This window comes from Pandoraea pulmonicola, assembly GCF_000815105.2.
Taxonomy (GTDB): Bacteria; Pseudomonadota; Gammaproteobacteria; order Burkholderiales; family Burkholderiaceae; genus Pandoraea; species Pandoraea pulmonicola.
Genome location: NZ_CP010310.2, coordinates 2,308,917 through 2,335,013 on the forward strand (window position 1 = coordinate 2,308,917; position 26,097 = coordinate 2,335,013).

The 26,097-nt window shown below is 64.2% G+C and carries 25 protein-coding genes, 1 other RNA gene and 1 pseudogene; 24 read left to right on the forward strand and 3 right to left on the reverse strand.

The annotated features are described in order from the left end of the window. Window positions 1-13: 13 nt before the first annotated feature. On the reverse strand, window positions 14-340 hold the full coding sequence (trxA, locus tag RO07_RS10150; RefSeq protein ID WP_039410389.1) for a thioredoxin TrxA: 327 nt from the start codon (window positions 338-340) through the stop codon (window positions 14-16). Between the two features lie 294 nt (window positions 341-634). On the opposite strand from trxA, the gene ffs reads away from it, so the two are divergent. From ffs to RO07_RS10210, 12 genes are all read left to right on the forward strand, one after another. Beyond that, window positions 635-733: signal recognition particle sRNA small type (ffs, locus tag RO07_RS10155), an RNA gene on the forward strand. A 320-nt stretch (window positions 734-1,053) separates the two neighbouring features. Then, window positions 1,054-2,961: a DNA polymerase III subunit gamma/tau gene (gene dnaX / locus RO07_RS10160; RefSeq protein ID WP_039414992.1), complete on the forward strand. Its 1,908-nt coding sequence runs from the start codon at window positions 1,054-1,056 to the stop codon at window positions 2,959-2,961. A 106-nt stretch (window positions 2,962-3,067) separates the two neighbouring features. After that, the gene (locus RO07_RS10165) at window positions 3,068-3,394 is read left to right on the forward strand and encodes a YbaB/EbfC family nucleoid-associated protein (protein WP_039410390.1); all 327 of its coding nucleotides are present in this window, start codon (window positions 3,068-3,070) and stop codon (window positions 3,392-3,394) included. A 31-nt stretch (window positions 3,395-3,425) separates the two neighbouring features. Further along, complete coding sequence (gene recR / locus RO07_RS10170) at window positions 3,426-4,025, forward strand: recombination mediator RecR (RefSeq protein WP_039410392.1); 600 nt, start codon at window positions 3,426-3,428, stop codon at window positions 4,023-4,025. 251 nt (window positions 4,026-4,276) lie between these two features. Beyond that, complete coding sequence (locus RO07_RS10175; RefSeq protein WP_039410394.1) at window positions 4,277-5,635, forward strand: sigma-54 dependent transcriptional regulator; 1,359 nt, start codon at window positions 4,277-4,279, stop codon at window positions 5,633-5,635. A gap of 744 nt (window positions 5,636-6,379) precedes the next feature. Beyond that, entirely contained in the window at window positions 6,380-6,955 is a 576-nt protein-coding gene (locus RO07_RS10180) for a hypothetical protein (protein WP_039410395.1), read from the forward strand. Window positions 6,956-6,960: 5 nt separating this feature from the next. Continuing rightward, window positions 6,961-7,467 carry a hypothetical protein gene (locus RO07_RS10185; protein ID WP_147284519.1) on the forward strand — a complete coding sequence of 169 codons (507 nt, stop codon included), beginning with the start codon at window positions 6,961-6,963 and terminating at the stop codon, window positions 7,465-7,467. Continuing rightward, complete coding sequence (locus tag RO07_RS10190; protein ID WP_039410399.1) at window positions 7,464-8,084, forward strand: hypothetical protein; 621 nt, start codon at window positions 7,464-7,466, stop codon at window positions 8,082-8,084. The genes RO07_RS10185 and RO07_RS10190 overlap by 4 nt, the downstream gene beginning before the upstream one ends. 30 nt (window positions 8,085-8,114) lie before the next feature. Then, the gene (locus RO07_RS10195) at window positions 8,115-9,386 is read left to right on the forward strand and encodes a hypothetical protein (RefSeq protein ID WP_052267184.1); all 1,272 of its coding nucleotides are present in this window, start codon (window positions 8,115-8,117) and stop codon (window positions 9,384-9,386) included. A gap of 55 nt (window positions 9,387-9,441) precedes the next feature. Then, window positions 9,442-10,152, forward strand: a complete 711-nt coding sequence (locus RO07_RS10200; protein WP_237171415.1) for a C39 family peptidase — start codon at window positions 9,442-9,444, stop codon at window positions 10,150-10,152. A gap of 12 nt (window positions 10,153-10,164) precedes the next feature. Continuing rightward, window positions 10,165-10,926: a hypothetical protein gene (locus tag RO07_RS10205; protein WP_147284518.1), complete on the forward strand. Its 762-nt coding sequence runs from the start codon at window positions 10,165-10,167 to the stop codon at window positions 10,924-10,926. Between the two features lie 225 nt (window positions 10,927-11,151). Beyond that, entirely contained in the window at window positions 11,152-12,483 is a 1,332-nt protein-coding gene (locus tag RO07_RS10210) for a hypothetical protein (protein WP_039410402.1), read from the forward strand. 75 nt (window positions 12,484-12,558) lie between these two features. On the opposite strand, the gene RO07_RS10215 is transcribed toward RO07_RS10210, so the two are convergent. Continuing rightward, window positions 12,559-13,008, reverse strand: coding sequence for a RodZ family helix-turn-helix domain-containing protein (locus tag RO07_RS10215; protein WP_147284517.1), 450 nt, complete (start codon window positions 13,006-13,008; stop codon window positions 12,559-12,561). Between the two features lie 369 nt (window positions 13,009-13,377). Here RO07_RS10215 and RO07_RS10220 point away from each other — a divergent pair, with 369 nt between their 5' ends. The 12 genes and pseudogenes from RO07_RS10220 to rlmD form a co-directional block, all read left to right on the forward strand. Then, complete coding sequence (locus RO07_RS10220; RefSeq protein ID WP_084072547.1) at window positions 13,378-14,118, forward strand: helix-turn-helix transcriptional regulator; 741 nt, start codon at window positions 13,378-13,380, stop codon at window positions 14,116-14,118. A 338-nt stretch (window positions 14,119-14,456) separates the two neighbouring features. After that, the gene (locus tag RO07_RS10230) at window positions 14,457-15,674 is read left to right on the forward strand and encodes a CaiB/BaiF CoA transferase family protein (RefSeq protein ID WP_039410411.1); all 1,218 of its coding nucleotides are present in this window, start codon (window positions 14,457-14,459) and stop codon (window positions 15,672-15,674) included. A gap of 103 nt (window positions 15,675-15,777) precedes the next feature. After that, window positions 15,778-16,809, forward strand: a complete 1,032-nt coding sequence (locus RO07_RS10235) for an ABC transporter substrate-binding protein (RefSeq protein WP_039410414.1) — start codon at window positions 15,778-15,780, stop codon at window positions 16,807-16,809. Then, window positions 16,809-17,621, forward strand: a complete 813-nt coding sequence (locus RO07_RS10240) for an ABC transporter ATP-binding protein (RefSeq protein WP_039415007.1) — start codon at window positions 16,809-16,811, stop codon at window positions 17,619-17,621. Before RO07_RS10235 ends, RO07_RS10240 begins: the two co-directional genes overlap by 1 nt. A gap of 3 nt (window positions 17,622-17,624) precedes the next feature. Beyond that, on the forward strand, window positions 17,625-17,753 hold the full coding sequence (locus RO07_RS26740) for a hypothetical protein (protein WP_257786861.1): 129 nt from the start codon (window positions 17,625-17,627) through the stop codon (window positions 17,751-17,753). Between the two features lie 45 nt (window positions 17,754-17,798). Next, a complete protein-coding gene (locus tag RO07_RS10245) occupies window positions 17,799-18,617 on the forward strand; it encodes an ABC transporter permease (protein WP_039410417.1) in 819 nt (272 codons plus the stop codon). Between the two features lie 291 nt (window positions 18,618-18,908). Further along, on the forward strand, window positions 18,909-19,670 hold the full coding sequence (gene surE / locus RO07_RS10250; RefSeq protein WP_039410420.1) for a 5'/3'-nucleotidase SurE: 762 nt from the start codon (window positions 18,909-18,911) through the stop codon (window positions 19,668-19,670). After that, window positions 19,667-20,821 (forward strand): protein-L-isoaspartate(D-aspartate) O-methyltransferase, encoded by a 1,155-nt coding sequence (locus RO07_RS10255; RefSeq protein WP_039410423.1) that lies wholly within the window; start codon window positions 19,667-19,669, stop codon window positions 20,819-20,821. The genes surE and RO07_RS10255 overlap by 4 nt, the downstream gene beginning before the upstream one ends. 85 nt (window positions 20,822-20,906) lie before the next feature. Further along, the gene (locus tag RO07_RS10260) at window positions 20,907-21,680 is read left to right on the forward strand and encodes a peptidoglycan DD-metalloendopeptidase family protein (RefSeq protein WP_237171454.1); all 774 of its coding nucleotides are present in this window, start codon (window positions 20,907-20,909) and stop codon (window positions 21,678-21,680) included. Between the two features lie 15 nt (window positions 21,681-21,695). Continuing rightward, the gene (gene rpoS / locus RO07_RS10265) at window positions 21,696-22,787 is read left to right on the forward strand and encodes an RNA polymerase sigma factor RpoS (RefSeq protein ID WP_039410429.1); all 1,092 of its coding nucleotides are present in this window, start codon (window positions 21,696-21,698) and stop codon (window positions 22,785-22,787) included. An 88-nt stretch (window positions 22,788-22,875) separates the two neighbouring features. Continuing rightward, window positions 22,876-23,652 (forward strand): 3'-5' exonuclease, encoded by a 777-nt coding sequence (locus tag RO07_RS10270; protein WP_039410432.1) that lies wholly within the window; start codon window positions 22,876-22,878, stop codon window positions 23,650-23,652. A gap of 174 nt (window positions 23,653-23,826) precedes the next feature. Then, window positions 23,827-25,146 (forward strand): annotated as a pseudogene (rlmD, locus tag RO07_RS10275) (23S rRNA (uracil(1939)-C(5))-methyltransferase RlmD); the annotation flags it as partial. A 245-nt stretch (window positions 25,147-25,391) separates the two neighbouring features. Here the strand turns inward: rlmD and RO07_RS10280 are convergent. Continuing rightward, window positions 25,392-26,093 (reverse strand): Bax inhibitor-1/YccA family protein, encoded by a 702-nt coding sequence (locus RO07_RS10280; RefSeq protein WP_039410434.1) that lies wholly within the window; start codon window positions 26,091-26,093, stop codon window positions 25,392-25,394. Between the last annotated feature and the right edge of the window lie 4 nt (window positions 26,094-26,097).

Sequence of the window (26,097 nt, forward strand, 5' to 3'; positions counted from 1 at the left end):
CATCGGCCTGGGATTACAGGTGGCTGTCGAGGAAGGCCGTCAGTTGCGACTTCGACAGGGCGCCGACCTTCTGCGCGGCCACGGTGCCGTTCTTGAACAGAATCAGCGTGGGAATGCCGCGAATGCCGAACTTGCTCGGGGTGCCATGGTTTGCATCGACGTCCAGCTTGGCGATCTGCACCTTGTCGCCGTAGTCGTTGGCCACTTCCTCCAGGATCGGGGCGATCATCTTGCACGGGCCGCACCATTCCGCCCAGAAGTCGAGGAGCACCGGCTTGTCGGACTTGAGCACGTCCGCATCGAAGCTGGCGTCGGAGATATGTTTGATTTTGTTGCTCATGAGTGTTGTTGCCTCGTCTGACTATTCGGAAACGCCGGCTGAAAACGGTTCGTCTTCGCCAGCGCTGGAGATGTCGCCCGGCCAGCGGCCTTCGCGTGCATTCTCCATATGGAGGCTGCACACGCGGGCTTCAATAGCACCCGCCAATGCAGTTTGTGCTCATCTTAGCGGAAATCACGAACGCTTGCGCGCGCTGGCCCCGGACGCGTGGTGTGCCCCGCGGGCCCGAATTCTCATGCAATGTGCCGGAAATGGGCTTCTGTTGACGCGTCGACTCTGGTAGAATCTTTCGCTGACGGGCCTCCTCGCATGGTGGCGCGGCCAATCTGGTCAGGTCGGGAACGAAGCAGCCACAACCGTTTTCTGCCAGTGCCGAGGGTCAGGCTCGTCACCTATTTCCTTGTTTTATCGATGTTCTTCGCGCGTTCTGCGCAACTTCATCCCTCTCGTTCGACCGCCGCGACGCCATGTGCGAAGCCGATGGCATTGGCCTGTCGCGTCCGCGCGGCCACCGTCGACGGGCGATTGCCCTGGATTGCTCCGGATTGCCTCGGTAGCGCGCGCCGCGCCTCGCGTGGGACAAAACGGCTTGGTAGAATCGCGCAACATTTTTTTCTATCGCGCCGATAACCCCCGTATTCCTCGCTTGGATGCCGTCCGATCATACGTTGACACCGGGGCGGACGCTCACCGCCGAACTGTTACAATTTGGCATGACCTATCAAGTACTCGCGCGCAAATGGCGCCCCAAAGGCTTCTCGACCCTGGTGGGCCAGGAGCATGTCGTGCGTGCGTTGACGCACGCGCTCGAGCAACAGCGTCTGCATCACGCCTATTTGTTTACCGGTACGCGCGGCGTCGGCAAGACCACGCTCTCGCGTATTCTGGCCAAGGCGCTCAATTGCGAGACGGGCATCACCGCCGAGCCGTGCGGCGTGTGCAAGGCGTGCCGTGCCATCGATGAGGGCCGTTTCGTCGACTATGTCGAAATGGACGCGGCCTCGAACCGCGGCGTCGACGAGATGACGTCGCTGCTGGAAAAGGCGGTCTACGCTCCGGCGGACGCGCGCTTCAAGGTCTACATGATCGACGAAGTGCACATGCTCACCGGGCATGCGTTCAACGCGATGCTCAAAACGCTCGAAGAGCCGCCCGCTCACGTCAAATTCATCCTGGCGACGACCGATCCGCAGAAAATTCCCGTCACCGTGCTCTCGCGCTGCCTGCAGTTCAATCTAAAGCAGATGCCGGCGGGGCATATCGTGTCGCATCTGACGAATATTCTCGGCGAGGAGGGTATCGAGAACGAACCGCAGGCGCTGCGCCTGCTCGCCAAGGCGGCGGGCGGCAGCATGCGCGATGCGTTGTCGCTCACCGACCAGGCCATTGCGTATGCTGCCGGGCCGCTGACCGAGTCGGCCGTGCGCGGCATGCTCGGGGCGATCGACCAGAGCGTGCTCGTGCGCCTGCTCGACGCCCTCAAGGACGAGTCCCGCGCCGATCTGCTGGCGATTGCCGACGAAATGGCCGAGCGCAGCTTTTCGTTCGCGGCCGGCTTGCAGGATCTCGGCAGCCTGCTCCACAAGATTGCGCTGGCGCAGTTCGCGCCGCAGGCGGTCTCCGACGACTGGCCGGAAGCTGCCGACGTGCGCCGTCTGGCCGAAGTCTTCTCGCCGGAAGCCGTTCAGCTCTATTACCAGATCGCCACGCGTGCGCGCGGCGAACTCGGCCTCGCGCCGGACGAATACACCGGCTTTTCGATGGCCTTGCTGCGCATGGCAGCGTTCACGCCATTGCTGGCCGGCGGCATGCTCGCCGAGCCTCCGACGCCGCACGCCGTGGGAGGCCGCCCGACGGTGGCGGCCGCCCCGGCGCGGGCGCCGATGGGCGAGCCGATGCGCTCGGCGCCGCAGGCAGGCGCACCGCATTCCCCTGCCGCATCCGCGGCGCCCGCCGCCCAGCCGGAGGCCCGGCGTGCGCCGGCGGCGCGCAGCAGCGCACCGACCGACGGCGCGCCGATGTCACCCGCGCGAGCGGCGCTCGCTGCGCTCAACGCGGGGCGCAAGGGCGCAGGCGGGCGGACTTCCGGTGGTGCGACGCCAGCCGCGCGGGGTGGTGCCGCTCGCGCGTCGGACGACGCTCCCGCGGGCGCCGACCCGGAGCCCGAGCCTGCCAGACCTGCGGCGCCCGCACCCGAGCCGGCGCCTCGCGCCTGCGTCTATCGTGAAGCCGAGGGGGTGGCGCCCGTCTTTACGGGCGAGTGGCCCGCTCTGGCTGCCGAGTTGTCCGCACGCGGCCTGGCTCAGCAACTGGCATTCCAGAGCGAATTGACCGAAGTCGCCGGTCGCGCGCTGCATCTGCGTGTGCCGCTGCGTCAACTGGCCGACGCCGCCACGGTCGACAAGCTTCGCCAGGTGCTGACGGAGCACTTCGGCGCTGACGTGCAGTTGCACGTCGAAGTAGGGCAGGTGGGCACCACGGCCGCGTCGCTGGCGGCCGAAGCGGCGGCAGCCCGTCAGCGGGCGGCCGAACAGGCCATCGCCGACGATCCGCTCGTGCGCGAGCTGATCGAGGAATTCGACGCGCAGATCCTGCCCAACAGCATTCGCCCGGTACAATAAGCAAGTTCGCTTTCGCGACGTGGCGCCAGTTTGTGGAAATTGCTTCATCAAACGCGCGTCACACGCTTCGCTAGCTATCCCCCATTCGATTTACTCAGGAGTCAAGATGCTCAAAGGAAATATCGCCGGCCTGATGAAACAGGCTCAGCAAATGCAGGAAAACATGAAGAAGATGCAGGAGCAACTGGCCCAGATCGAAGTCGAAGGCCAGTCGGGCGCCGGTCTCGTCAAGGTGGTGATGACCTGCAAGAACGACGTGCGGCGCTTGACCATCGATCCGAGCCTGCTGACCGACGACAAGGACATGCTCGAAGACCTCGTGGTGGCCGCCATCAACGACGCCGTGCGCAAGGCCGAAGCCACCACGCAGGAGAAGATGGGCAGCATGACCGCCGGCCTGCCGCTGCCGCCGGGTTTCAAGATGCCGTTCTGAGCGACACCGCCTCACGATAGAAAGACGACGCATGCCCCCCCTGCTTTCGAGCCTTCAGGAACTCGTCGATGCTCTGCGCGCGCTGCCGGGCGTCGGTCCGAAGTCTGCCCAGCGCATTGCCTATCACCTGCTGCAACGCGATCGCAAGGGCGCGGTGCGGCTGGGCGAAGCGCTGGTGCATGCGTCCGAGCAGATTCGCCATTGTGCGCGCTGCAACACCTTTACCGAAGTCGACATCTGCGAGACGTGCCTCGATCCGGAGCGCGACACGAGCCTGCTGTGCGTGGTGGAAACCCCCGCCGACCAGAACATGCTCGAGCAGACAATGACCTTCAAGGGTCTGTATTTTGTGCTCATGGGCCACCTGTCGCCGCTCGACGGCGTAGGCCCGGGCGAGATCCATTTCGAACAACTGATCCGACGCGCCACCGACGGCGTGGTCAAGGAAGTGGTGCTCGCCACCAACTTCACCAACGAAGGCGAGGCCACCGCGCACTACCTGGGGCAGATGCTCAAGGCTCGCGGATTGCGCGTGAGCCGGCTCGCTCGCGGCGTGCCTGTGGGCGGCGAACTCGAGTACGTGGATGCCGGCACGATCGCTCGTGCCGTGCTCGACAGGCATACGCTCTGAGCATGACGCGCGCGTGAGGGCATGCGCGCTTGCGCGTAGGTACTGCTACTCTCATCCAATTGGATTAGCTGTTATTCGCTATTTCTGCGCCTACCCCCGTCTTCTAGACTGAACCTGCCGACTCGGGGACCCAACAACACGGGGAATACCAGACAACTCCCAAGCGGCGTGGGGCCGTATATCCTGTCGCGACGAACCGGTCCGAGACCTGATAACGACGTGCAGGCACTGCTTAGGCAGGGAGTTAAGGTATGGCTAACGATACCGGGCGCACCCTGATTTACGCTTCCCGAAAGCACAACGATGGCTTGTTGTCGTTTCTGGGGGGACAAGGCTGGCAAGTCGTGCCGGCCAAAAGCGCCAGCGACGTGGGTCGCATTCTCAACCCGGGGGTTACCAGCGCAGCACTCATCGACCTGGCGAGCGGTTACAGCGACCGCGAAATGGGAGCCTTCGAGTCCTGCATGCAACCGGTCACGGTCGGCTGGGTCGCGGCCACCCATCCCGAGCAGCTCACGACGACGGCCATTCGCCGTCTGATTCGCGATTACTGCTTCGATTACGTCAACGTTCCCTGCACGAACGATCAGATCGCGCATTCGATCGGTCACGCGTGGGGCATGGCGTCGCTCTCCGAAGTGCCGATCATCACGCCGCAAGTCGGTGGCGACCAGGAAATGGTCGGTACGTGCGAGGCCATGCAGCAGCTGTTCCGCACCATCCGCAAGGTCGCCAACACCGATGCTCCCGTGTTCATCTCGGGCGAATCCGGCACCGGCAAGGAACTGAGCGCGGTGGCGATTCACGAGCGCTCCTTGCGCGCCAAGGGGCCGTTCGTGGCGATCAATTGCGGCGCGATTCCGCCGCATCTGATGCAATCCGAACTGTTCGGCTACGAGCGCGGTGCCTTTACCGGCGCGAATGCGCGCAAGATCGGCCGCGTCGAGTCCGCCAATGGCGGCACGCTGTTCCTCGACGAAATCGGCGATCTGCCCATCGAGAGCCAGGCGAGTCTGCTGCGCTTCCTGCAGCAGGGCGCCATCGAGCGGCTGGGCGGCCATGAGGTGATTCCGGTCAACGTGCGCATCATCTCGGCCACGCACGTCGACCTCGAGGAGGCCGTCAAGGACGGACGCTTCCGCATGGATCTATACCACCGCCTGTGCGTGCTGCGCGTGGACGAGCCGCCGCTGCGCGCGCGCGGCCAGGACATCGAGATCCTCGCGCACCATGTGCTGCAACGATTCAAGGGCGACAACCATCGCAAGATCCGCGGCTTCACGCAATGTGCCGTGCAAGCCATGTACGAATACCACTGGCCCGGCAATGTGCGCGAGTTGATCAACCGCGTGCGTCGTGCCATCGTCATGGCCGACAGCCGCATGATCTCGGCCAAGGATCTCGACTTGCTGCCGTGGGTGCCCACGATGGTGCGCACGCTCGAGGAGATTCGCGCGGAAGCCGAACGAACGGCCATCGAGCAGGCTTTGCTGCGCCACTGCCATCGACTCACCGACGTGGCGGCTGAATTGGGCATTTCACGTATTACCCTGTATCGGCTCATGTGCCGGTATGGATTGCGGGGTGACGAATCGGGCGTGCCGGCCTGATGTCTTCTGGCGAAGAGAGGGCGGCCGTCCTGTGATGAGCGGGGCGGTCGTTTCTTTTTGGTTTCCTGAATATCGCCACGAGCGCGCGTGAAATCCCCTCGGATTTTCAGCCATTCCCTCCCTTTCCTCGCGTTTCGCGAATCCTGCCATCGCCAATGACGTCGGGTGCCGGCGGCGATCCCGCAAGTGTTCCTTTCGCTTCCCTTCCGTACGCATTGCGCAGTGGCACGCGGCGAGCAAGCGTCGCCGGCGATGCCACGCGTGATGGATGGCGATGCTTCGCCGTGCGCGCGTGTCACGACGCCGTCGCATCGCCGTGTCATGGCGTGCGCGCGCCTGGGAAAACGCAGCGAGCGCGAGTTCCCCGCAGACACATCAAAGATGAAACATCCGGTGCGAGAGCGAGTGTGCGGCCCGGCGGACGCCTTCATGACGTTGTCGCGTCGCAGGGCCGGGCGTGTTCGAATTTGCCGCACAACCGTCACTCGGGACCTTTGCTCGGCGGGGCGTCTACGCGATGCATCGCTGGATGCGCCGACATCTTTCGCCGTTCGGAATACTCGCGAATCGCGTCGATGACGTGACATCCGTCGCTTGCGTTGGGGCACGTATCAATGCTGAAACGTTTTCGCCCACGTGTCTGGAGCGGTCGCGCGAGCAGAGAATTTTCCGTCAATGATTTCAACCACTTAGTTAGCGTGGCACGGAAGTCGCTTTATTGAGCCCGGCCAGGAGGGCACGACGATGCGAATTCTCACCACCGACATGCAGTACCGAGTGCGACAAGGCGCCGGCGCATTGGCCGCTGCCGTGCTTGTGACCTTCGGTCTGTGCGCCGCTCCAGCACAGGCTCAGGAAGTCTTGCCCGCCGTACGCGCACCGTTCATGCAACTGGCGATGCTCACCGGCTCGACGATGCCCGGCGCGGCGGTTGCGTTGACACCGACGATGTCGATCTCGGACGCGGAAACCGCCGTCGTTGCCGCGCCCGTTGCGGTGCAGGTTCCAGAGGAAGACACCCCGGCCGCAGCCAACACCGCGAGCCCCGCCGGTACCGATGATAGGAATACTCCCGCCTCTGCCGCCGTTCCCGGCGTTCCCCTGGCGGCTGCCCGTATAGACGACGAACAACTGCGCAGCCAGCGCGGTCGCAACCTGCCGGACGGCACGATGCTCAAGTCCCCCGGCATGTCGTTCGCCAACGGTGTGACGCTGTGGGACGAGATGCCAGGCGCCGTGACACCGACGCCGCGTCCGCAGCAGTTGTCGAACGGCGTGAACAATGTCCAGGTCACGCGTGTGATCTACACCACGCGGTGAACGACATGACCCAATTCCCAGCCGTGCATGCCGGCAGCTTCCTCGCCACGATGCTCGTGGCGGTGGCGCCGGCGATGCTCCCGGGCGGCGTCCGGGCAGAGCCGGCCACGCCGGGCGATCTCGTGATCGAGCGCAACATCGGCCCGGAAATCGCTTATCGCGGCCTGCCGCGCGAGCAGAACCCGATCGGCATTGCCGTTCCCGCTTTCCCGACTGGCCCGTTCAATACCGCAATGGGCGCGGTCAACCAGGTGACCGATGGCGAACTGACTGGGCACGGCTCGGCAGGTCTCGTCACGGGCGCCGTGCAATCCGGCATCAGCCCCGTGATGGGCGTGCTGGTCGGCAACGCCCGCGGCGGCAATGGCCTGAATACCTCGAACGGTGTGGGTGGCGGCTTCTCCGGCGCCGCCGGCGGCGGAATCGGCAGCACCGGCACGCTTGTGCCATCGGTGATCGGTTCCGCGCTGGCGCCGCTCACCAGCGTCGGCGCCGCGGGAGCTGCGAAATGAACTCGCTTCGTCTCGTCGCGGTGGGGGTGGTTGCCGCCTTCGCCAGCGTGGCCTCCGCCGAGGATGCGTGGATCGTGAACGGCGAACTCGCCGGCACGCACGCGACCGTCGAGAACGGCGTCGCCGTGGGCGTGTCCGGCGCCCTGGGCGTGAACCAGGCAGCGGGCGTGAACAACGTGCAGGCGAACAGCGCCGTGCTGGCCACTGGCGGTTCGGTGACGGCCGGCGCGAGCGGCACGAATCAGCAGACGCTCGTCACGACGGCGACCGGTGCGGCCAGCGCCGCAATTCAAGGCAACGCATTTTCGGGCACCTCGGGGTTGATGCAAGTCAACCAGGCGAGCGGTGCCGGCAATCTTCAACGCAACGCGACCGTCATTGTGATCGGCGATGCGTCTGGAGTGGCGAGCGTATCGGATACGGCACTGTCCGCTGCGATCGCCAAGGGTGGCCCGGCTGGGCACAACAACCTCAACGATCAGTTCCGCACGGCATCGATTTCCGGTGACGCATTTCGCGGGGTGAGCGGTGTGTTGCAGGTGAACCAGTCGGCTGGGATAGGCAATGTAACCGCAAATGTTTTTGTGCTCCGTCCCCCGGCGGGCACATCTTTTTAAATGGGTAACTCTCTCGTCAAGGAGATGGTCATGAAAACGAAGGCAATTGCAGCGGCTGCACTGCTGGTGGCAACGGGTAGCGCCATGGCGTCGCCCCACCACCCGCAATACAGCTTTTCGTTCATCGGCAACGAAACCAATGTCCTGAACCTGGTCGGCATCTTCGGTCTGATCGGCATTCGCGGCTGCGTGACGGTGGACAACACCGGTAACGCCGTCGTGCAAAGCAATCAGGTTGCCGACGTACACCACGTCAATCTGAAGGGCCCGCTGCTTGGCAGCTATGTGACGGGCAAGGTGACGTATGGTACCGATTCGAAGACCACGACGGTTTCGAACCAGGGCGGCGCCTACTTCCTCGCAAGCAAGACGACCAAGCACTTCGACGATTCAACGTCGTGGGTGAATGCCACCGCCAGTGGCCATCTCGACACGAGCCAGTCCTTCCAGACCGGCGCGGCTTTTGCGGCAGCGCAGTCGAGATCGGGCTCGGGCAGCTTCATCATCAGCGGTGGCGCCAGTTGGCATTCGGTGTGGGGCAGTTATGCGTTTGCTCAGCAATCGCATCAGGCGGCCTCGTTCTTCGCGGCAGGCTTCTTGAATACGCAGAAGAGCTTCGATGCGGCCTTCCATGCCACGCTCAACCATGGCAGCTACTCGGTCACGTCCGATTCGGTCGCGGCGGCGGCGCTGTGGGGCTTCACCGACACCTACACACGGTCGGTCAGCTGGGCCAAGGGCTCGCTCACGTTACACGTCAATACGGCGCAATACCAGACCATGGGTGCGTCAGTCGGCAACGGTGCGTTGGCTAACGCCAACGGCAACATCGGCGTGAACGTGGCAGCAGGCGCCGACAACGTGCAGGCCAACAACGTGGCGATCGCATCGCTCAACGCTCAGCCGGCGTATGCCTCGGCACAGGTGTTCGCGAACCAGACGTCGAAGGGCTCGGCAAGCATCTCGCAGTTCTACGTCAAGGCGAGCGTGGGTGACGGCGCTCTCGCGGGTGCGACCGGCAACGTGGGTGTGAACGTGGCTTCGGGTGTCGGCAACGTGCAGTCGAACAACCTTGCCGCAGCCGTCTCGCAAGGCGGAAGCGGCCGGCATAAGGGCGGTGCCGCCAACGCGACGGCACAAAGCGATCAGTCGGCCAGCATGAAGGCCTCGGGCGACTTCATCGCCAATGCCACGGTTGGCAACGGTGCGCTGACCGGGGCCAGCGGCAACGTGGGTGTGAACGTGGCTGCGGGTATCGGCAACGTTCAGACCAACAGCCTGTCGATCTCGGCAATCAAGTGATGTACCTGGCCGGTCCGGAGAAGTTTCCCGGACCGGTTTTTCCATGAGGTGTGTCATGAATGACGCGCGTCGTGCCGTAGTGAGGATCGCTACTGCTTGCGCTTTGGCGTGCGCAAGCGTGGCTGGGCACGCGCAGTATGCATCGGTGAGCCTGGAGTCTTCCACCGGAGTACCGGCGGTCAAGAAGATGCGCTCGTTCAAGTCGATGCACTACGTGAATCTGGTCCAGCAGGAATACGACTTCAGTTGTGGATCCGCGGCGCTGGCAACGCTGCTGCGTTACGGCTACGGGATCGACATTCCCGAGACCGAAATGATCCAGCGAATGATGGTTTTCTCCAATCCGGAAACCGTCATCAGGAACGGCTTCTCGATGCTCGACATGAAGAAATTCGTCGAGACGATCGGGCTCGAGGGGCGAGGTTTCAAAGTCGATGTGAATGCGCTTTACGACCTGAAGATCCCGGTCATCGCGCTCATCGACGTCAACGGCTATCAGCACTTCGTGGTCATCAAGGCGGCGAAGGACGGACGCGTTTTCGTCTCCGATCCGGCGCTGGGCAATCGCATCATCGAGCAGGCCGATTTCGCCAGGCAATGGAACGGCTTGGTACTGGCGATTATCGGCAAGCCGTTTCTGGAGGATTCACCGCTGCTCAAGGGAAACGAATCCCTGGCCGCCAAGCTGCGCGACAGCGCGCTGGCAACCGGGACGTCACCGACCCCGATGGTGGACTTCGGCATCATCCGGGCGGACCTGTTTTGAGAACAGACCATCATGAACCGATATGTCCCGATGTTGGCCATTCCGCTGTTGGCGGGCGCCGTGCCGGCGTTCGCCTCCAGCGTGGTGCCCGAGAACTGGATGCCCGTGAGCGATGAGGTGCTCTCGCACGCGACCGGTAAATATGCGCAACAGAACATGATCACGGGCTTCCAGCTCGTCATGCAGTCCCAGTGGCAGATGCCGACCGGTGCGAGCCTGATGGCTACCGGCGTGCTCGGCGTCAGCCAGAACGGTTCCGGCTACCAGGTGCAAACGGGGGCCTCGACCGCCATCATCCCCGGCCTCGTGAATGCTACGTCGCCATTGACGCAAATCGTGGTGGGCGCGGCCGGCGTGCTCGTGAACGGCGTCGCACAGATTACGCAGGTGGCCGGCGACGCGAACAACGCGCTGAACAAGGCGACCATCCAGTTCGCGCCCGGCATCTCGATCTCCGCGCTTGTACCGGCAGGCGGGCAGGGGGCGAACAGTTCGCAGACCTCGGTGGGCAATCTCAACGCGAGCGTGGCGATCACGTCGGCAGGCATGCAGATCTCGCTCAATACCCCGAACGGCAATCTCGGCCAGAGCGTGGCGGGCGGCGCCGGCGCCGCCATGAACCAGATCATGCAGGTCGTGCAGGTCGCGGGCAACGCGCAGCAGGTAATGAACACGATGCAGCTCAATCTCCAGACGAGTCCGCTCACGTCCGCCGGATTGCGGCAGTTCGGTATTCAGAGCGCGCTGGCGAACATGGTCGGCATCCGCCGGTGAGGCGCCGGCATCGAATCCACAACAACGATAAGCGGGGCATTGCCGCGGACCTCTCGCGGCAAACAAAGACGGTGATGTCGGCGAGCCTGGGAGCGCTCCGAACGTTTCAACCCGGGTCTCGCACGCGTCACTTCGCAGTCGTGCGGCAAGGACAACCGTAGTCGGAAACAAGTGTTGGTTGGATTGCGCGCGGACGCCTGTCCGCATCTTTACCCGGGGGGGATCATGAGCACTCACCGTTTTTTTCCCGTTGCCGCTATTCCGTTGGGTGTATTGCTTTTCACGCTATCGGCCCAGGCTCAGGAGCATACAAACCCATCGCCGGACGACCGTCTGCAAATGTTGACGGACATGGTCGACCGGCAGCAGCGGGAAATTTCTTCTCTGAAGCAGCGCCTCACCGATATCGAGATGGCGCAACGCGGACGCGGCCTGACCGCGTGGGACACCGCGCAGATCGCTCAGGTCTCGCCCGGTGACGGCTCTGCCGCCGGTTCCGCCGGCACGCCCGGCGGTGGCGCGGCAGGCGCGGCCGGCCCGGCGGCGGCCACACCGATCGGCGCCACGCAGCAGATGCAGAAGAGCGAGAACGATTCGCAGCGCACCCCCGCCGAAGAGGCCGTGGTGCAGGCGCAGCACGCACCGCTGTTCGATCGCAGGCTCACCATCGACGCGGGCATCAGCTATAGCTACTACGATCGCCGTCAGCTTGTACTGAGCGGTTTTCTCGCCCTCGATGCCATCTTCCTCGGTCAGTTGAACCTCGGTCAGACGAAGGCCAACGTATGGACGTTCGACGTCAACACGCGCTACGGGATCAACGATCGCCTGAGCGTGGCGTTCGACGTGCCGTATCTGTATCGCAACTCGAACTTCATCTCGGGGGGCGTGGGTGGCGCGGCGTCCTCGATCAGCGACATCAGCAAGAACTCGGCGAACATCGGCGACGTCAATGCGTCCTTGTACTACCAGTTGGTCAAGGAAAACGCGAACTGGCCGGATATCGTGGCGTCGTTGCGCGTGACAGCGCCGACCGGCACCTCGCCGTTCGGCATCAAGCTCGGCACGCCCGATCCGGCCAACAACAACCTTACTACGCCGTCGCGTCTGCCGACGGGGAACGGCATCTGGGCGGTGACGGCAGGGCTGTCGTTCCTGCGCACCTACGATCCGATCGTGCTGTTCGCCAATGTGGCCTACACGTACAACATCGCGCGCACGTTCGACGATATCTCGACGATCGAGGGAACGACGCAGCCGGCCAAGGTCAAGCTCGGCGACATCATTCAGGTGGGCGCTGGGATGGCGCTGGCGCTCAATGACAAGACGGCGTTGTCGATCTCGTATTCGACGGCGATTTCACGCGCGACGAAGACAGCCACGCCGGGTGGTGCCTACACGACGGTGGCGGGCAGCGCGACCAACGCGGCATCGCTCAACTTCGGGATCAACTACGCCATCAACAAACATTGGACCGTGAACGGCTATGTGAACGCCGGCATGTCGCCGGATGCGCCGAACTATGTGATCGGCGTGCGCTTCCCGTATACGTTCTGACAGAGTGGGACAAGGGGGGCGGTCCCGGGAGGCAGGGACTCGTCGGGGTCCGGCGAGGCCAACAAGGACCGCGATTTAGCGCGCGAAACCGGCGTGCATGCGGGCGGTGGCCGCGTTGTTGACGTTGCTGACACGAAGGCTGGTCGTTTGCAGGCTGGCAGCCGTGCCGACCTGGACCGGCGTCGGGCTGACTGCCGCCGTGCGAGGTTGGCTCGGCAGCGTGAGCGACGCCTGCGTGGGTTTGGGCGAGGGTGCGGGTGGGATGACTTCGTCCCACAGGCGCACGTTGTTGGCGACGGTCTGCGTGGCGTTGACCGGTGCAACGGTTGCCGGTGCCACGCCGCCTAGATTGCCCACAAGGCCGCGCTGGAGGTTTGCTGCATGAGTGGTGGCGAGCAGCGCGTCGCTGACGGCGACCGGCACACCGCCAGTGGTCGTAAGTTCGGCGTGCGCGGAGCTCGCAAGGCACGCGCTCGCCAGACAGAACATGGCGCTGCGCGTCGTGTTGACGGTGATTTTGAACATGGCGTGCCCCCCGGCCTCCATCCTCCCAGCACTGCTTGTATTCTATTGCGCGATTCGAGAAAGAAAAGGAGAAAAAAGTAATGGCGGGATCCCGGAAATTTACGTAAATGCTTTACGCGGATTGCGGTTTGTCGCGCAGAGGCAACAATGGCCGGCCTCCGCTGATGAGGAACTCGCCGCCATGCGGGCTTCGCGCATAAACTGCGCTGAAAGCGAGGTGACGCCTGACGCATCGACATCACGGCAAGTGACCGAAGCATTCTTCGGTTTTTGCCTCGGCCCGGTCACAATACAAAACATGACGGGTCGCAAGCATCGGTGCGGCGGGCGTGACAAGAAGCGGGGCGGCGGTGCAAGGGGCCGACCGGAATGACAGGGGAAACCATGCGTGTGCTGGTCGTGGGTGAGGCTGCCAGTTGGATCGGTGGCTTACAGGTCGCGTTGCATACCGAAGCCAACGCGACATCGCCGGTCCTGCGTCAGGTCGATGAAGTGACGACGCAGGACTGGGTGTGGCTGCGCGAACTGCCGTCGCGCCGCGCGCTCGTGCTCGATGAAGCCGTGGCTCGCACCCCGGCGGTCGACACATTGTGTGCAGTGGCCGTCGAATGTGTCCCGCCCGTGCCGGTCGTCGTGATCGGCGATACGGGTTTCCCCGATGAAATCATTCGCTGGCTGCAGGCCGGCATTGCCGCCTGTCTGCCGTGGCCGAGTTCCGTCGCACGCATTCGTTCGGTCTTCGATCTGGCGTTTTCCGGCGGACGCTTCGTGCCGGAAGAGGCGCTCTCGGCCCTGCTCGTCCTCTGGCGACAGGAGGCGCTCGGCGAAGCACTACCGCTCTCGCGCCTGCCGGTGTTTCCGCTCGGCGGCGACAAGGCAACGCAACTGGCCGAATCCGCGCTGCTCGGCATCTCTCAACGGCAGTACGAAATTCTCGCGCTGCTCTCCCGCGGTTTATCCATCAAAACGATCTGCCAGCAACTGGTGATCTCCGAAGGAACGGCAAAGACCCACGTGTCGGCGCTGTACCGGCGGCTCGGCGCACGCAACCGGGGCGAGGCGATCTATATCGCAGCGCAGCGCGGGGCACGTCATCTGTTCGAGACCTGAACGAGACCTGAAATTTCGCGCTGCGGCAGGATGTGGCCATCATGGGACCTGTCGATCGGAATTCGCGCTCAATCGTCTCGGAGGTTTCCCTTATCTGTTGGGATGCAGTTGGCCGACGGCGGGCTGGCGCGTTACGATACGACCTTCATTTGCCATTCACTTTCCCTCGCGGCCTTGCTGGGCTGCGATTCGAAGTCGACGGTCGTCGCCGTCGATGGGGCACAGGAGTCTGCGCGTTGTCCAAGTCGTCCAAGCCGTTCGAGTCTGCCTCGCCGCATCGCGGCGATTCTCGCGCCTTCGCCTCAGGCGCATCTTCCGAAACGTCCGATCCGTCCGCAATGGGTGCGTCCGGCTTGCCTGCGCGCGGTGCGCTCGCCGGCGTGAAGGTGCTCGAGCTCGGCACGCTGATCGCCGGGCCGTTTGCCGCCCGCATGCTCGGCGAGTTCGGGGCGGAGGTCATCAAGATCGAAGATCCGCAGCACGGCGATCCGCTGCGCAAGTGGCGCAAGCTGCATCCGGAGGCGGGCGGCACATCGCTCTGGTGGGCGGTGCAGGCACGCAACAAGAAGTCGGTGACGATCAATCTGAAGACGTCGGAGGGGCAGGCGATCGTTCGCAAGCTCGCGGCGCAGGCCGACATCGTGGTGGAGAACTTCCGGCCCGGTTTGCTCGAACGATTCGGCCTGGGCTACGAGCAGTTGTCGGCGGAGAATCCCGGGCTCGTGATGGTGCGCCTCTCGGGCTACGGGCAGACCGGACCGTATCGCGACCGTCCCGGCTTCGGGGCGATTGCCGAGTCGATGGGCGGACTGCGCCACATCACCGGTTATCCCGACCTGCCGCCGCCGCGTATCGGCATCTCCATCGGCGACTCCATCGCGGCGCTGCATGGCGTCATCGGCGCGATGATGGCGCTGCATCACCGCAACGTGAACGGCGGGCGGGGGCAGGTGGTCGACGTCGCGCTCTACGAAGCGGTCTTCAACCTCATGGAGAGTGTTGTGCCCGAATACAGCGTGGCGGGGATGGTGCGCGAGCGCACCGGCGCGTCGCTGCCGGGCATCGTGCCCTCGAACACCTATGCGTGCGCCGACGGCATGATCGTCGTGGGCGGCAACAGCGATCCGATCTTCAAGCGCCTGATGCACGCGATCGGGCGCGCCGATCTGGCGGAAGATCCCGCGCTTGCGCACAACGACGGGCGCGTGCCGCGCACGCAGGAGATCGACGAAGCCATCGGCGCCTGGACGCGCGCTCGCTCGATCGACGAGGCGCTTGCCGTGCTGCAGGGGGCCGATGTGCCGGCGAGCCGCATCTATACGGTAGCCGACATGTTCAAGGATCCGCAGTTCATTGCGCGTCAGATGATCCAGCGCCACACCTTCCCGGACGGCACGCCCATCGACCTGCCGAACGTCACGCCGAAGCTGTCGGAGACGCCGGGCCAGACGCAGTGGCTGGGTCCCGAACTCGGCGCGCATACCGACGAAGTGCTCGGGCAACTGGGTTATGATGCCGGGCAAATCAAGGCACTGCGCGAGAACGGCGTCATCTGAGTCGTTCGGAATGCGCGGGATCACGGGGCGCGACGTCGGTCGCATCCCGTAAAAAAAAGCACGTACACAAAGAAAGCACGCTGCAACCACGGAGACAATCACCATGCAAAGACGTCAGTTCGTCACGGCACTGGCCGCCACTGGCCTGATCGGCGCGGGCATTCGCCCTGGCTTCGCGCAAGGCAAGCCGGAGAAGACCAGGATCGCCATTGCCGTCGGCGGCAAGAATCTCTTCTACTACCTGCCGCTCACCATCGCCGAACGACTGAACTACTTCAAGGACGAAGGGCTCGACGTCGAGATCTCGGATTTCGCGGGCGGCTCGAAGGCGTTGCAGGCGCTCGTTGGCGGCAGCGCCGACGTGGTTTCTGGTGCCTACGAACATACGATCCTGTTGCAGGCCAAGAACCAGTACATCCGCGCCTTCGTGCTGCAGGGACGTGCACCGCAGATCGTGTTCGGTGTATCGAACAAGACGATGCCGAACTACAAGACGCTCGCGGACCTGCGCGGCAAGAAGATCGGCGTTACCGCACCGGGATCGTCAACGAACATCATGGCCAACTTCGTGCTGGCCAAGGGGGGCGTCAAACCGAATGAAGTGGCTTTCGTCGGTGTCGGCGCCTCGTCCGGCGCACTCGCCGCGATCCGTTCGGGCAACGTCGACGCGATCGTCAACCTGGACCCGGTCATCACGATGCTCGAGCGCGACAAGGAAATCCGCGTGATTTCGGACACGCGCACGCTCAAGGAAACGGTGTCGGTGTTCGGCGGCAACATGCCGGCCGGTTGCCTCTATACGAACGAATCGTTCATCCAGAAGAATCCGAACACCACGCAGGCCCTGACCAACGCCATGGTGCGCGCGCTGCGCTGGCTGCAGACCGCGGGGCCGTCGGATCTGATCAAGACGGTGCCCGATGCCTATCTGCTCGGCGACCGCGCCTTGTACCTCGATGCCTGGAGCCGCGTGAAGGAAGCCATTTCGCCGGACGGGCTGATTCCCGCGGACGGCCCGGCCACGGCGCTGCGCACGCTGCAGGCGTTCGACGAGACGGTCAAGGGCAAGTCGATCGATCTGTCGAAGACGTTCACGAACGAGTTCACCAAGAAGGCCGACGCCAAGTACAAATGATGACTGCGCCGGCTCTGAGTTTCGACAGCATTACGTGCACCTTCGTCGCGCGCGACGATCGCGCAAAGCGCTACACGGCCGTGGCCGACACCTCGCTCGCCATTGCGCCGGGCGAGTTCGTGTCGGTCGTCGGGCCGACTGGTTGTGGCAAGTCGACGTTGCTCAACGTCGCCGCCGGTCTGTTGGCGCCGTCCTCGGGCACGATCAAGGTGTTCGGCGAGCCGCTCAAGGGCATCAACGCCCGTGCCGGCTACATGTTCCAGGCCGAAGCGCTGATGCCCTGGCGCAACGCGATCGACAACGTTACTGCCGGGCTGGAGTTTCGTGGCGTGGCGCCCGACGAGGCGGCGGCACGCGGGCAGGAGTGGCTCAAGCGCGTGGGCCTGGGTGGCTTCGGCGATCGCTATCCGCATCAGCTCTCGGGCGGGATGCGAAAGCGCGTCGCGATGGCGCAGACGCTGATTCTGGACCCGGACATCATTCTGATGGACGAGCCGTTTTCGGCGCTCGACATCCAGACGCGTCAGCTCATGGAAAACGAGTTGCTCGAGCTGTGGGCGGCCAAGCGCCGCGCGGTGCTGTTCATCACGCACGATCTGGACGAGGCGATCGCGCTGTCCGATCGCGTCGTGGTGCTTGCGGCGGGGCCGGGCACACATCCGATCGGCGAGTTCCGGATCGATCTGCCGCGTCCGCGCGACGTGGCGGAAATCCGCAACCATCCGCGCTTCACCGAGTTGCACGCCCAGATCTGGGATGTGCTGCGCGAAGAGGTGCTCAAAGGCTATGCCCAGCAGTTGAAGGCGGTCTGAAACATGATGTGGCACGCCATGGGGCAAATCACCGGCTTTCTGATGAGCGCATGCGGCTGGTTGCGCTGGCTCGACTGGCTGGACTGGTTCGATTTGCCGGATGGCTTCGGTCTGTTCGACTGGCTCGTGTGAGGGCTCGTCCGATCGCTCGTCTGATATTTCCGGAATTCGTTCGTCATGCGTAATCGTTCGATCATGCGGCATCTGCGTTTGTGGCAATGGCTGCTGCTGGTGGCGGCATTTCTCGTGTGGTACGTCCTCACGAGTCCGACGTTGCTGCCCGCGTTCTATTTCGACAGCCCCGACAAGGCGGCTTTCTTCTTCGGCGAGCCGCAGAAGGTACTGCTGCAGATATGGCAGTGGTTCGCCAGCGGGGAAATCTATCTGCATCTTGGCGTCACGCTGCTCGAGACGGTGCTGGCGTTTGCCATCGGCACCGTCGCGGGGCTGGCGGTCGGGCTGTGGCTCGCGCTTTCACCGAGCGCCGGGGCGTTGCTCGATCCGTACATCAAGGCGGCCAATTCCATGCCGCGTGTGATTCTCGCGCCGATCTTCGGCGTGTGGTTCGGCCTGGGCATCTGGTCGAAGGTCGCGCTCGGTGTGACGCTGGTGTTCTTCATCGTGTTCTTCAACGTCTACCAGGGTGTGAAGGAAGTGAGCCCGGTCGTGCTGGCCAATGCGCGCATGCTGGGCGCCAATCAACGCCAGCTGCTGCGCCGCGTGTATCTGCCGAGCGCCACGAGCTGGGTGTTCTCGAGCCTGCACAACTCGGTCGGCCTGGCTTTCGTTGGCGCGGTTGTCGGCGAGTACCTGGGGTCGTCGCGCGGTGTCGGCTATCTGATTCTCCAGGCGGAAGGGACGTTCGATATCAACGCGGTCATTGCGGGCGTGCTGATCCTGACGGCGTTCGCGCTCGTGCTCGATGGACTGGTCGGCGTGGTCGAGCGGCGCTTGCTCGTGTGGCAGCCGCAGGCCGGAGAAACCGAGAAGATGTGACGCGTCTGGGCGGAGCGCGACCGAGCTGCGGTCGTCGTAAGGCATTTGCGTGGCAGGCGTGTGGCGAATTCGTGGCATGGCGGTGCCCCGTCGCTTGCGAATTCGCCGTGAATGCGTGGCGCAGCGGTGTGCATTTCCGTGCCGGAGCGGGGCTGTGGAGGGGTATTGACTGGGGGAAGACGCGGCCTAGTCATCGGGGTGGATCCGAGGGGCGGGGTGGGACGTGTTGTGGCGCCGCCGATGCCGTCAAGGCGTCATATCGGCGCACCTTTCCTCGGTTACAATTGCCGCATGCGAATCCTGCTCAGCAACGATGATGGGTATCAGGCGCCAGGCCTGGTCGCGCTCTACGAAGCGCTGAAGCCGCTTGGCGACATTACCGTGGTGGCGCCCGAACAGAACTGTAGCGGTGCGTCCAATTCTCTGACCCTGCAACGACCGCTTTCGGTGTTCAAGGCGCCTAACGGCTTTTCGTTCATCAACGGCACGCCGACCGATTGCGTGCACGTGGCCTTGACCGGCCTGCTCGACGAGCGTCCGGACATCGTTGTCTCGGGGATCAACAACGGGCAGAACATGGGCGAGGATACGCTGTACTCCGGCACCGTGGCGGCGGCCACCGAAGGGTTTCTCTTCGGCATTCCGTCGTTCGCGTTCTCTCAGGTTCACAAAGGCTGGGAACATCTGGACAGCGCCGCGCGCGTGGCTCGCGAGGTGATCGAGCGGTACATGGAGCGCCCGCTCGGCGCGCCGTTCCTGCTCAACGTCAACATTCCCAATGTGCCGTACGACCGGCTTAAGGGCGCGCTGGCGACGCGCCTCGGGAAGCGACATCAATCGCAGCCGGTCATCCGTCAGGAGAACCCGCGCGGCGAAACGATTTACTGGATCGGCCCGGCCGGCGACGCGCGCGACAGCAGCGAAGGCACCGATTTTCACGCCGTGGCGCACGATTACGTCTCGGTTACCCCCTTGCAACTGGATCTTACGCATACCGCACGGCTTGGCGTCGTGCACGATTGGCTGGCCAGCGCAAGGGTGGTCCAGCGATGACGACACCGCCCAAGCGTTTTCCCCTTCCTCTGGCCGAAGTGATGACCCGCCGGCAACGCAAGGCGCCGGCGCTCGACAAGGCGTCGCGGGCCAGTCCGGCCGGGGCGCCGCCTGCCGCGATGACGCGCGCAGCGGCTCCGGCAAGTCAAGGAAGCGGCAAGACGCCGGCGGCGGGACACAACAATGCCGGGCACAGCAGCCTGCGCCCGGCGGCCACGCCGATGGCGGGGGCGTCGGCGCGCCCCGGCGGCGCGCACGCGCCACACGCGGTTGTGCCGAAAGGCTTGGCGCGTCCAGCTTCGGCGCCCCACGCGCAACCGGCACCCCATGGGACTCATGGGGCTCATGGTGTTCACGGCACGAAGGCGCAGCAGCGGCCGGCGGCCGGTGCATCGAAGGGCACGGCGGTCGGTGTGGAGGGGCGCGCCCGTGGGGCGGCACCCAAGAAGGCATCGGCGGCCGGCGCGGCGCGCAGCGGTGCGACCGCGCCGGCCACCTCGCCTGACGGCATCGGGCTGACGTCCGAGCGCGTGCGGGCGCGAATGGCTGAACGGGTTGCCGCATCGGGCGTCAAACACGCAGGCGTGCTCGCCGCGTTGGCCACGGTGCCGCGTCATGGTTTCGTCGACGCGGCCCTTGCCAATCAGGCCTACGAGGACGCGGCGCTGCCCATCGGTCACGGCCAGACGATTTCGAAGCCGTCCGTGGTCGGACGCATGATTGAATTGCTCCTGGCGGGCGGGCGCCCGCTGGAGAAGGTGCTGGAAATCGGCACCGGTTGCGGCTATCAGGCGGCGGTGCTGTCGTGTGTGGCGCGCGACGTGTATTCCATTGAGCGGGTTCGTCCGTTACATGAGCGGGCGAAGGCCAACCTGCGGCCCCTGCGGGTGCCGAACATTCGTCTGCATTACGGCGATGGACGATTGGGTCTGCCCGCTGTTGCGCCTTTCGACGGCATTGTGATCGCGGCGGCCGGTCTGGAGATTCCGGATGCGTTGCTCGATCAGCTCGCCGTCGGTGCGCGCCTTGTCGCCCCGGTGGGCGGCGAGCAACAGATTTTGACCCTGATAGAGCGCGTCGGGGCGCGCCAATGGCGCGAGACGCAACTTGATAGGGTGTTATTCGTCCCCTTAAAATCGGGCATCATCTAAGCCCGACGGGTCTATTCTGCGGAGGATTTGAGTGAATTTGCGAGCGGGTTTCCAACAACGCGTCGCCAGTGTCCTGTTGCTGAGCATGCTGGCAGCGTGCGCGTCGCGACAAGTCGGGGCGCCGGTCGTCGACCGTACCGTAGGCGGTACGACGACTGACGGCAGTGCGGCCAGTGCCGCGCCTGTCATCGACAATACGCCGGTGCCGGCGGGCTATTACCGCGTCAAGCCGGGCGATCGCCTTTATCGCATCGCGCTGGAGAACGGCCAGAACTATCGCGATATCGCACGCTGGAACAACATCCAGAACCCTGATCAGATCGAAGTGGGTCAGGTGCTGCGCGTGAAGCCGCCCGGCGGCGACACCGGCACGCCGGTGCCGCCGCCGGTGGCAAGCACGCCGTCCACCAGCAACAACCCGGCAGCGGTGCCGCCGGCCGCCGTGCCGCCTGCCAGCGCGGCCTCGGCGGCGCCGAGCGCCGTGTCGAGCGGCGAGCTGCAGCTCTCGTGGCCTGCCAAGGGTCCGGTGGTCGGCCGTTTCGACGATTCGAAGAACAAGGGCCTGAATATCGGCGGCGAGGCGGGCAGTCCCGTGTATGCCGCCGGCGCGGGCAAGGTGGTGTACTCGGGCGCCGGTCTGCGCGGCTACGGCAACCTCGTCATCATCAAACACGACGCCACCTTCTTGACGGCGTATGCGCACAACCGCACACTGTTGGTCAAGGAAGGCGACTCCGTCACGCGGGGGCAGAAAATTGCCGAAATGGGCAACTCGGATGCGGATCGTGTCATGCTGCACTTCGAGGTGCGCCGCGACGGCAAGCCTGTGGATCCGATGAAGTATTTGCCGCCTCAATAAACTAGGCAGGGTCGAATGCTCAAGAGAAAGCGTCGTACTTCGCAAGAGGAAGACCTCGCTGCCCCGGAGCCCGATCAGGACATCGACGATCGGCAATCCCGGCAGGAAGAGGGCGTGGACGACGCTTTCGACGCGCGCGAGGCGGAGGATGACGATGTCTCGTCGTCCGATACCGCCGACGCCGGAGACGAAGGCACCGGTCGCAAGCGCAAGTCCGCCGACGCCGACGACTTCGGCACCGTGCTGCAGGCCGAATTGACGGCCGACACCGTTCAGCACTATCTCAACCGCATCAGCGTCAAGCCACTGCTCACGCCCGCCGAGGAGCTCGATTACTCCACGCGGGCGCAGGCGGGCGAGTTCGCTGCGCGTCAAGTGATGATCGAGCGCAACCTGCGCCTGGTGGTCAGCATCGCAAAGGGCTATCTCAACCGCGGCGTGCCGCTGCTCGATCTGATCGAGGAAGGCAATCTCGGTCTGATGCACGCCATCGAGAAGTTCGACCCGGGCCGTGGCTTCCGTTTCTCGACCTACGCCACGTGGTGGATCCGCCAGAGCATCGAGCGGGCCATCATGAATCAGGCGCGCACCGTGCGCCTGCCGGTTCACGTGATTCGCGAGCTCAACCAGGTGCTGCGTGCCAAACGTCATCTGGAAAAGAGCGCGGCCTATATCGATGGCGGCGAGCAGCGCGAGGCGAGCATCGAGGACATCGCCGATCTGACCGGTAAGACGCCGGAAGAAATCACCGACATCCTGGCGCTCAATGAGCACGTCGCATCGCTCGACGCGCCGCTCGAGATCGACCCGGGCAGCAGTCTGCTCGACTTGCTGTCGGACGACCACAGCGAAGCGCCGGAGCAGGAGGTGCAGCACCGCGAGCTGGAAGACCTCATGCGCTTGTGGCTTTCTCGTCTGTCGACCAAGCACCGCTATGTGGTCGAGCGTCGCTTCGGGCTCAATCGCGTGGAGCCCGCCACCCTGGAAGAGCTGGCCGACGAGATGGGGCTCACCCGCGAGCGCGTGCGTCAGATCCAGCAGGAGGCGCTGGTGAAGCTCAAGCGTTACTTCGCGTCGAACGGCGTGCGCAAGGACGCCGTCCTCTGAGCGTTGCCCGCTCCCGAGCGTTCCATAATTTCACCGTGCTCCGCGCGTGTCCGATGGCGTACGGTTGAACTTTTTCCAGAGTTTTCACATGTCCACTCCCGTACTCGTCTTCGATATTGAAACGATTCCCGACGTCGACGGCCTTCGCCGGCTCGAGCCCGCTTACGCCGATCTGTCCGACGACGCCGTGGCAGAGGCGGCGTTCGCGGCGCGCCGCGAAAAGGTCGGGCACGACTTCCTGCCATTGCATCTGCAACGTGTCGCCGCGATTTCGTGCGTCTTCCGCGACCGAGACGGTTTTCGCGTGAAGTCGCTCGGCTCGCTCGAGGATGGCGAGGCGGCGCTGGTGTCCGGCTTCTATCGGACGATCGAGAAGTACGCGCCGCAACTCGTGTCGTGGAACGGCGGAGGCTTCGACCTGCCGGTGCTGCACTATCGCGCCATGATCCACGGCATTGCGGCGCCGCGTTATTGGGACATGGGCGAGGACGATCGCGAATTCAAGTGGAACAACTACATCAGCCGCTACCATCAGCGCCATCTGGATCTGATGGATCTGCTGGCGATGTACCAGGCGCGCGCGAACGCACCGCTCGACGATCTGGCAAAGCTCTGCGGTTTTCCGGGCAAGCTGGGCATGGACGGCAGCAAGGTCTGGGAAGCGTATCGCGCGGGTAAGCTCGACGAGATCCGCAACTACTGCGAGACGGACGTCGTGAATACCTATCTCGTCTACTGTCGCTACCAGTTGATGCGCGGCGGCTTGCGTCAGGAGGCATACGAGCAGGAGATCGACTTCGTCAAGCAGTCGCTTGCCCAGGAAATCGCGCCGCACTGGAAGGAATATCTCGACGCATGGGGCTGAGCCGACAGGCTCACGGCGAATCTTGCTGAGCGGGTGTGCGTAAGCGGCGCGCGAATCGATTAAAATGCCGGGTTTGCTGTCGCACATGAGAACGAATACGTGACCCGCTCCTCCCGAAACTCGCGCGGCCGGCCCAGCGCCGAGCCTGGCATCATCGATATCGAATCGCTCGACATGGAAGCGCGCGGCGTTGGCCGCACCGCGCCCGAGGGCGAGCCGGGTACGCCGGAGTACAAACCCGGCAAAGTGATCTTCGTCGAAGGTGCGCTCCCGGGTGAGCGCGTCACTTATCTGAGCTATCGCCGCAAGCCCAAATTCGAGCAGGCCGAGGCAATCGACGTGCTGCGCGCCAGCCCCATGCGGGCCAAGCCGCAATGCCCGCATTTCGGCAAGTGCGGCGGCTGCTCGATGCAGCACCTGGAGCCACGGGCGCAGATCGCGATCAAGCAGCGCGTGCTCGAGGACAATCTGTCTCGCCTGGGCAAGGTGAAGGCCGAAGCGATGTTGCGTCCGATTCAGGGGCCGGACTGGGGCTACCGCTTCCGCGCGCGTCTGACGGTGCGCTACGTGCCGAAGAAGGGGGGCGTGCTCATTGGTTTCCACGAGCGCAAGAGCAGTTACGTCGCCGACATGGATTCGTGCGAGGTGCTGCCGCGCCACGTCTCGGACATGCTCGTGCCGCTGCGCCGGCTCGTCGAGTCGCTGTCGATTCGCGAGCGTCTGCCGCAAATCGAGCTTGCGATCGGCGCGGATGTGACGGCGCTGGTGCTGCGTATTCTCGAACCCCTCACGCCCGCGGACGAAGATATCCTGCGCGCGTTCGCCGACACCCATCGCGTCCAGTTCTGGGTGCAGTCGAAGGGCCCGGACACCGCCGTGCCGTTCTATCCGCTCGAGCCGGAATTGCACTACACGCTGCCGGAGTACCAGATCCGGATGCCGTTCAAGCCGACGGATTTCACGCAGGTCAATCATCAGATCAACCGTGTGCTCGTACATCGGGCGCTGCGCCTGCTCGAGCCGCAGTCGAACGAGCGCGTGCTCGACCTGTTCTGCGGCCTTGGCAACTTCACGCTGCCGCTCGCCCGACGTGCCGGTACGGTCATGGGCATCGAGGGCAGCACGGCACTCACCGAGCGCGCGCTGGCCAACGCGCAGCGCAACGGTGTGGCCGACCGCACGGAATTCGCCTGCCGCAACCTGTTCGATATCACCGCGGACGATATCCGCGCGCTGGGCGCTTTCGATCGCTATCTGATCGATCCGCCGCGTGAGGGAGCGCTCGCCGTATCAAAGGCGCTGGCCGAGTTGGCGCAGCAGGGCTACGAGGGGCTGCCCAGGCGCATCGTGTACGTCTCGTGCAGCCCGGCCACGCTCGCGCGCGACGCGGGGCTGCTCGTGCACGAGGCGGGTTACCGATTGACGCTGGCGGGCGTGGTGAACATGTTCCCGCACACGTCCCACGTGGAATCGATGGCCGTCTTCGAGCACGAAAGCATCGGTCAGTCGTGGGTGCCGCGTGTACGTGTCGATGAGGCGGAAGACGCCTCTGCCGACGCGGTGGACGAGGGAGTGGAAGCGATTGGCGGCGCCTCGGGCGGCGCCGGCGTAATTCACGAAGACGCTTCCTGATCACGTCGCGGCGCAGGGTCTGCCCAATGAAAAAGCCAGTCCGGAGAGGGACTGGCTTTTTGTTTGCTGCCAACGTGGCCGAGGCCTGCGTCGGCGCAGGACGTCTCTCAGTTGCGGTTGCCGCCCAGCACGCCGAGGATGGCGAGCAGGTTGGTGAAAATGTTGTACAGGTCGAGGTAGATCGCCAGCGTGGCCGTCACGTAGTTCGTCTCGCCGCCGTTCACCACGCGCTGCACGTCGAACAGGATGTAGGCCGAGAAGATGGCGATGGCCAGTACCGATACGGTGAGCATCAGAGCCGGCAGTTGCAGCCAGATGTTGGCGACCGAGGCGAGCAGAATGACCAGCACGCCCATGAACAGCCACTTGCCCAGGCCGCTGAAGTCGCGCTTGCTCACCGTGGCGATCGACGCCATCACGCCGAAGATCACTGCCGTGCCGCCAAACGCGAGCATGATCAGCGACGCGCCGTTCGAGAAGCCCAGCACGAAGCTCAGCAGGCGCGTGAGCATCAGTCCCATGAAGAACGTGAAGCCCAGCAGCAGCGCCACGCCGACACCGCTGTTCTTGAAGCGCTCGATGGCGAACATGAAACCGAAGGCGATCGCGAGGAACGCGATCACGCTGACCATCGGACTGCCCGCGAACAGCGCGAAGCCGTAAGTCACGCCCAGCCAGGCCCCGGCGATCGTCGGCAGCATCGACAGGGCTAGCAGCCAGTACGTATTGCGCAGCACCTTGTTGCGCACCTGAACGGTCGTCGCGCCGCCCGTGCCGCTATAGCCGAAACGTTGGAAATCCTGGTTCATATAT

Bases quoted from the DNA above. Each gene is read 5' to 3' on its own strand.
- trxA (WP_039410389.1), bottom strand. From the start codon at position 340: ATGAGCAACAAAATCAAACATATCTCCGACGCCAGCTTCGATGCGGAC.
- dnaX (WP_039414992.1), top strand. From the start codon at position 1,054: ATGACCTATCAAGTACTCGCGCGCAAATGGCGCCCCAAAGGCTTCTCG.
- RO07_RS10165 (WP_039410390.1), top strand. From the start codon at position 3,068: ATGCTCAAAGGAAATATCGCCGGCCTGATGAAACAGGCTCAGCAAATG.
- recR (WP_039410392.1), top strand. From the start codon at position 3,426: ATGCCCCCCCTGCTTTCGAGCCTTCAGGAACTCGTCGATGCTCTGCGC.
- RO07_RS10175 (WP_039410394.1), top strand. From the start codon at position 4,277: ATGGCTAACGATACCGGGCGCACCCTGATTTACGCTTCCCGAAAGCAC.
- RO07_RS10180 (WP_039410395.1), top strand. From the start codon at position 6,380: ATGCGAATTCTCACCACCGACATGCAGTACCGAGTGCGACAAGGCGCC.
- RO07_RS10185 (WP_147284519.1), top strand. From the start codon at position 6,961: ATGACCCAATTCCCAGCCGTGCATGCCGGCAGCTTCCTCGCCACGATG.
- RO07_RS10190 (WP_039410399.1), top strand. From the start codon at position 7,464: ATGAACTCGCTTCGTCTCGTCGCGGTGGGGGTGGTTGCCGCCTTCGCC.
- RO07_RS10195 (WP_052267184.1), top strand. From the start codon at position 8,115: ATGAAAACGAAGGCAATTGCAGCGGCTGCACTGCTGGTGGCAACGGGT.
- RO07_RS10200 (WP_237171415.1), top strand. From the start codon at position 9,442: ATGAATGACGCGCGTCGTGCCGTAGTGAGGATCGCTACTGCTTGCGCT.
- RO07_RS10205 (WP_147284518.1), top strand. From the start codon at position 10,165: ATGAACCGATATGTCCCGATGTTGGCCATTCCGCTGTTGGCGGGCGCC.
- RO07_RS10210 (WP_039410402.1), top strand. From the start codon at position 11,152: ATGAGCACTCACCGTTTTTTTCCCGTTGCCGCTATTCCGTTGGGTGTA.
- RO07_RS10215 (WP_147284517.1), bottom strand. From the start codon at position 13,008: ATGTTCAAAATCACCGTCAACACGACGCGCAGCGCCATGTTCTGTCTG.
- RO07_RS10220 (WP_084072547.1), top strand. From the start codon at position 13,378: ATGACAGGGGAAACCATGCGTGTGCTGGTCGTGGGTGAGGCTGCCAGT.
- RO07_RS10230 (WP_039410411.1), top strand. From the start codon at position 14,457: ATGGGTGCGTCCGGCTTGCCTGCGCGCGGTGCGCTCGCCGGCGTGAAG.
- RO07_RS10235 (WP_039410414.1), top strand. From the start codon at position 15,778: ATGCAAAGACGTCAGTTCGTCACGGCACTGGCCGCCACTGGCCTGATC.
- RO07_RS10240 (WP_039415007.1), top strand. From the start codon at position 16,809: ATGACTGCGCCGGCTCTGAGTTTCGACAGCATTACGTGCACCTTCGTC.
- RO07_RS26740 (WP_257786861.1), top strand. From the start codon at position 17,625: ATGATGTGGCACGCCATGGGGCAAATCACCGGCTTTCTGATGAGCGCA.
- RO07_RS10245 (WP_039410417.1), top strand. From the start codon at position 17,799: ATGCGTAATCGTTCGATCATGCGGCATCTGCGTTTGTGGCAATGGCTG.
- surE (WP_039410420.1), top strand. From the start codon at position 18,909: ATGCGAATCCTGCTCAGCAACGATGATGGGTATCAGGCGCCAGGCCTG.
- RO07_RS10255 (WP_039410423.1), top strand. From the start codon at position 19,667: ATGACGACACCGCCCAAGCGTTTTCCCCTTCCTCTGGCCGAAGTGATG.
- RO07_RS10260 (WP_237171454.1), top strand. From the start codon at position 20,907: ATGCTGGCAGCGTGCGCGTCGCGACAAGTCGGGGCGCCGGTCGTCGAC.
- rpoS (WP_039410429.1), top strand. From the start codon at position 21,696: ATGCTCAAGAGAAAGCGTCGTACTTCGCAAGAGGAAGACCTCGCTGCC.
- RO07_RS10270 (WP_039410432.1), top strand. From the start codon at position 22,876: ATGTCCACTCCCGTACTCGTCTTCGATATTGAAACGATTCCCGACGTC.
- RO07_RS10280 (WP_039410434.1), bottom strand. From the start codon at position 26,093: ATGAACCAGGATTTCCAACGTTTCGGCTATAGCGGCACGGGCGGCGCG.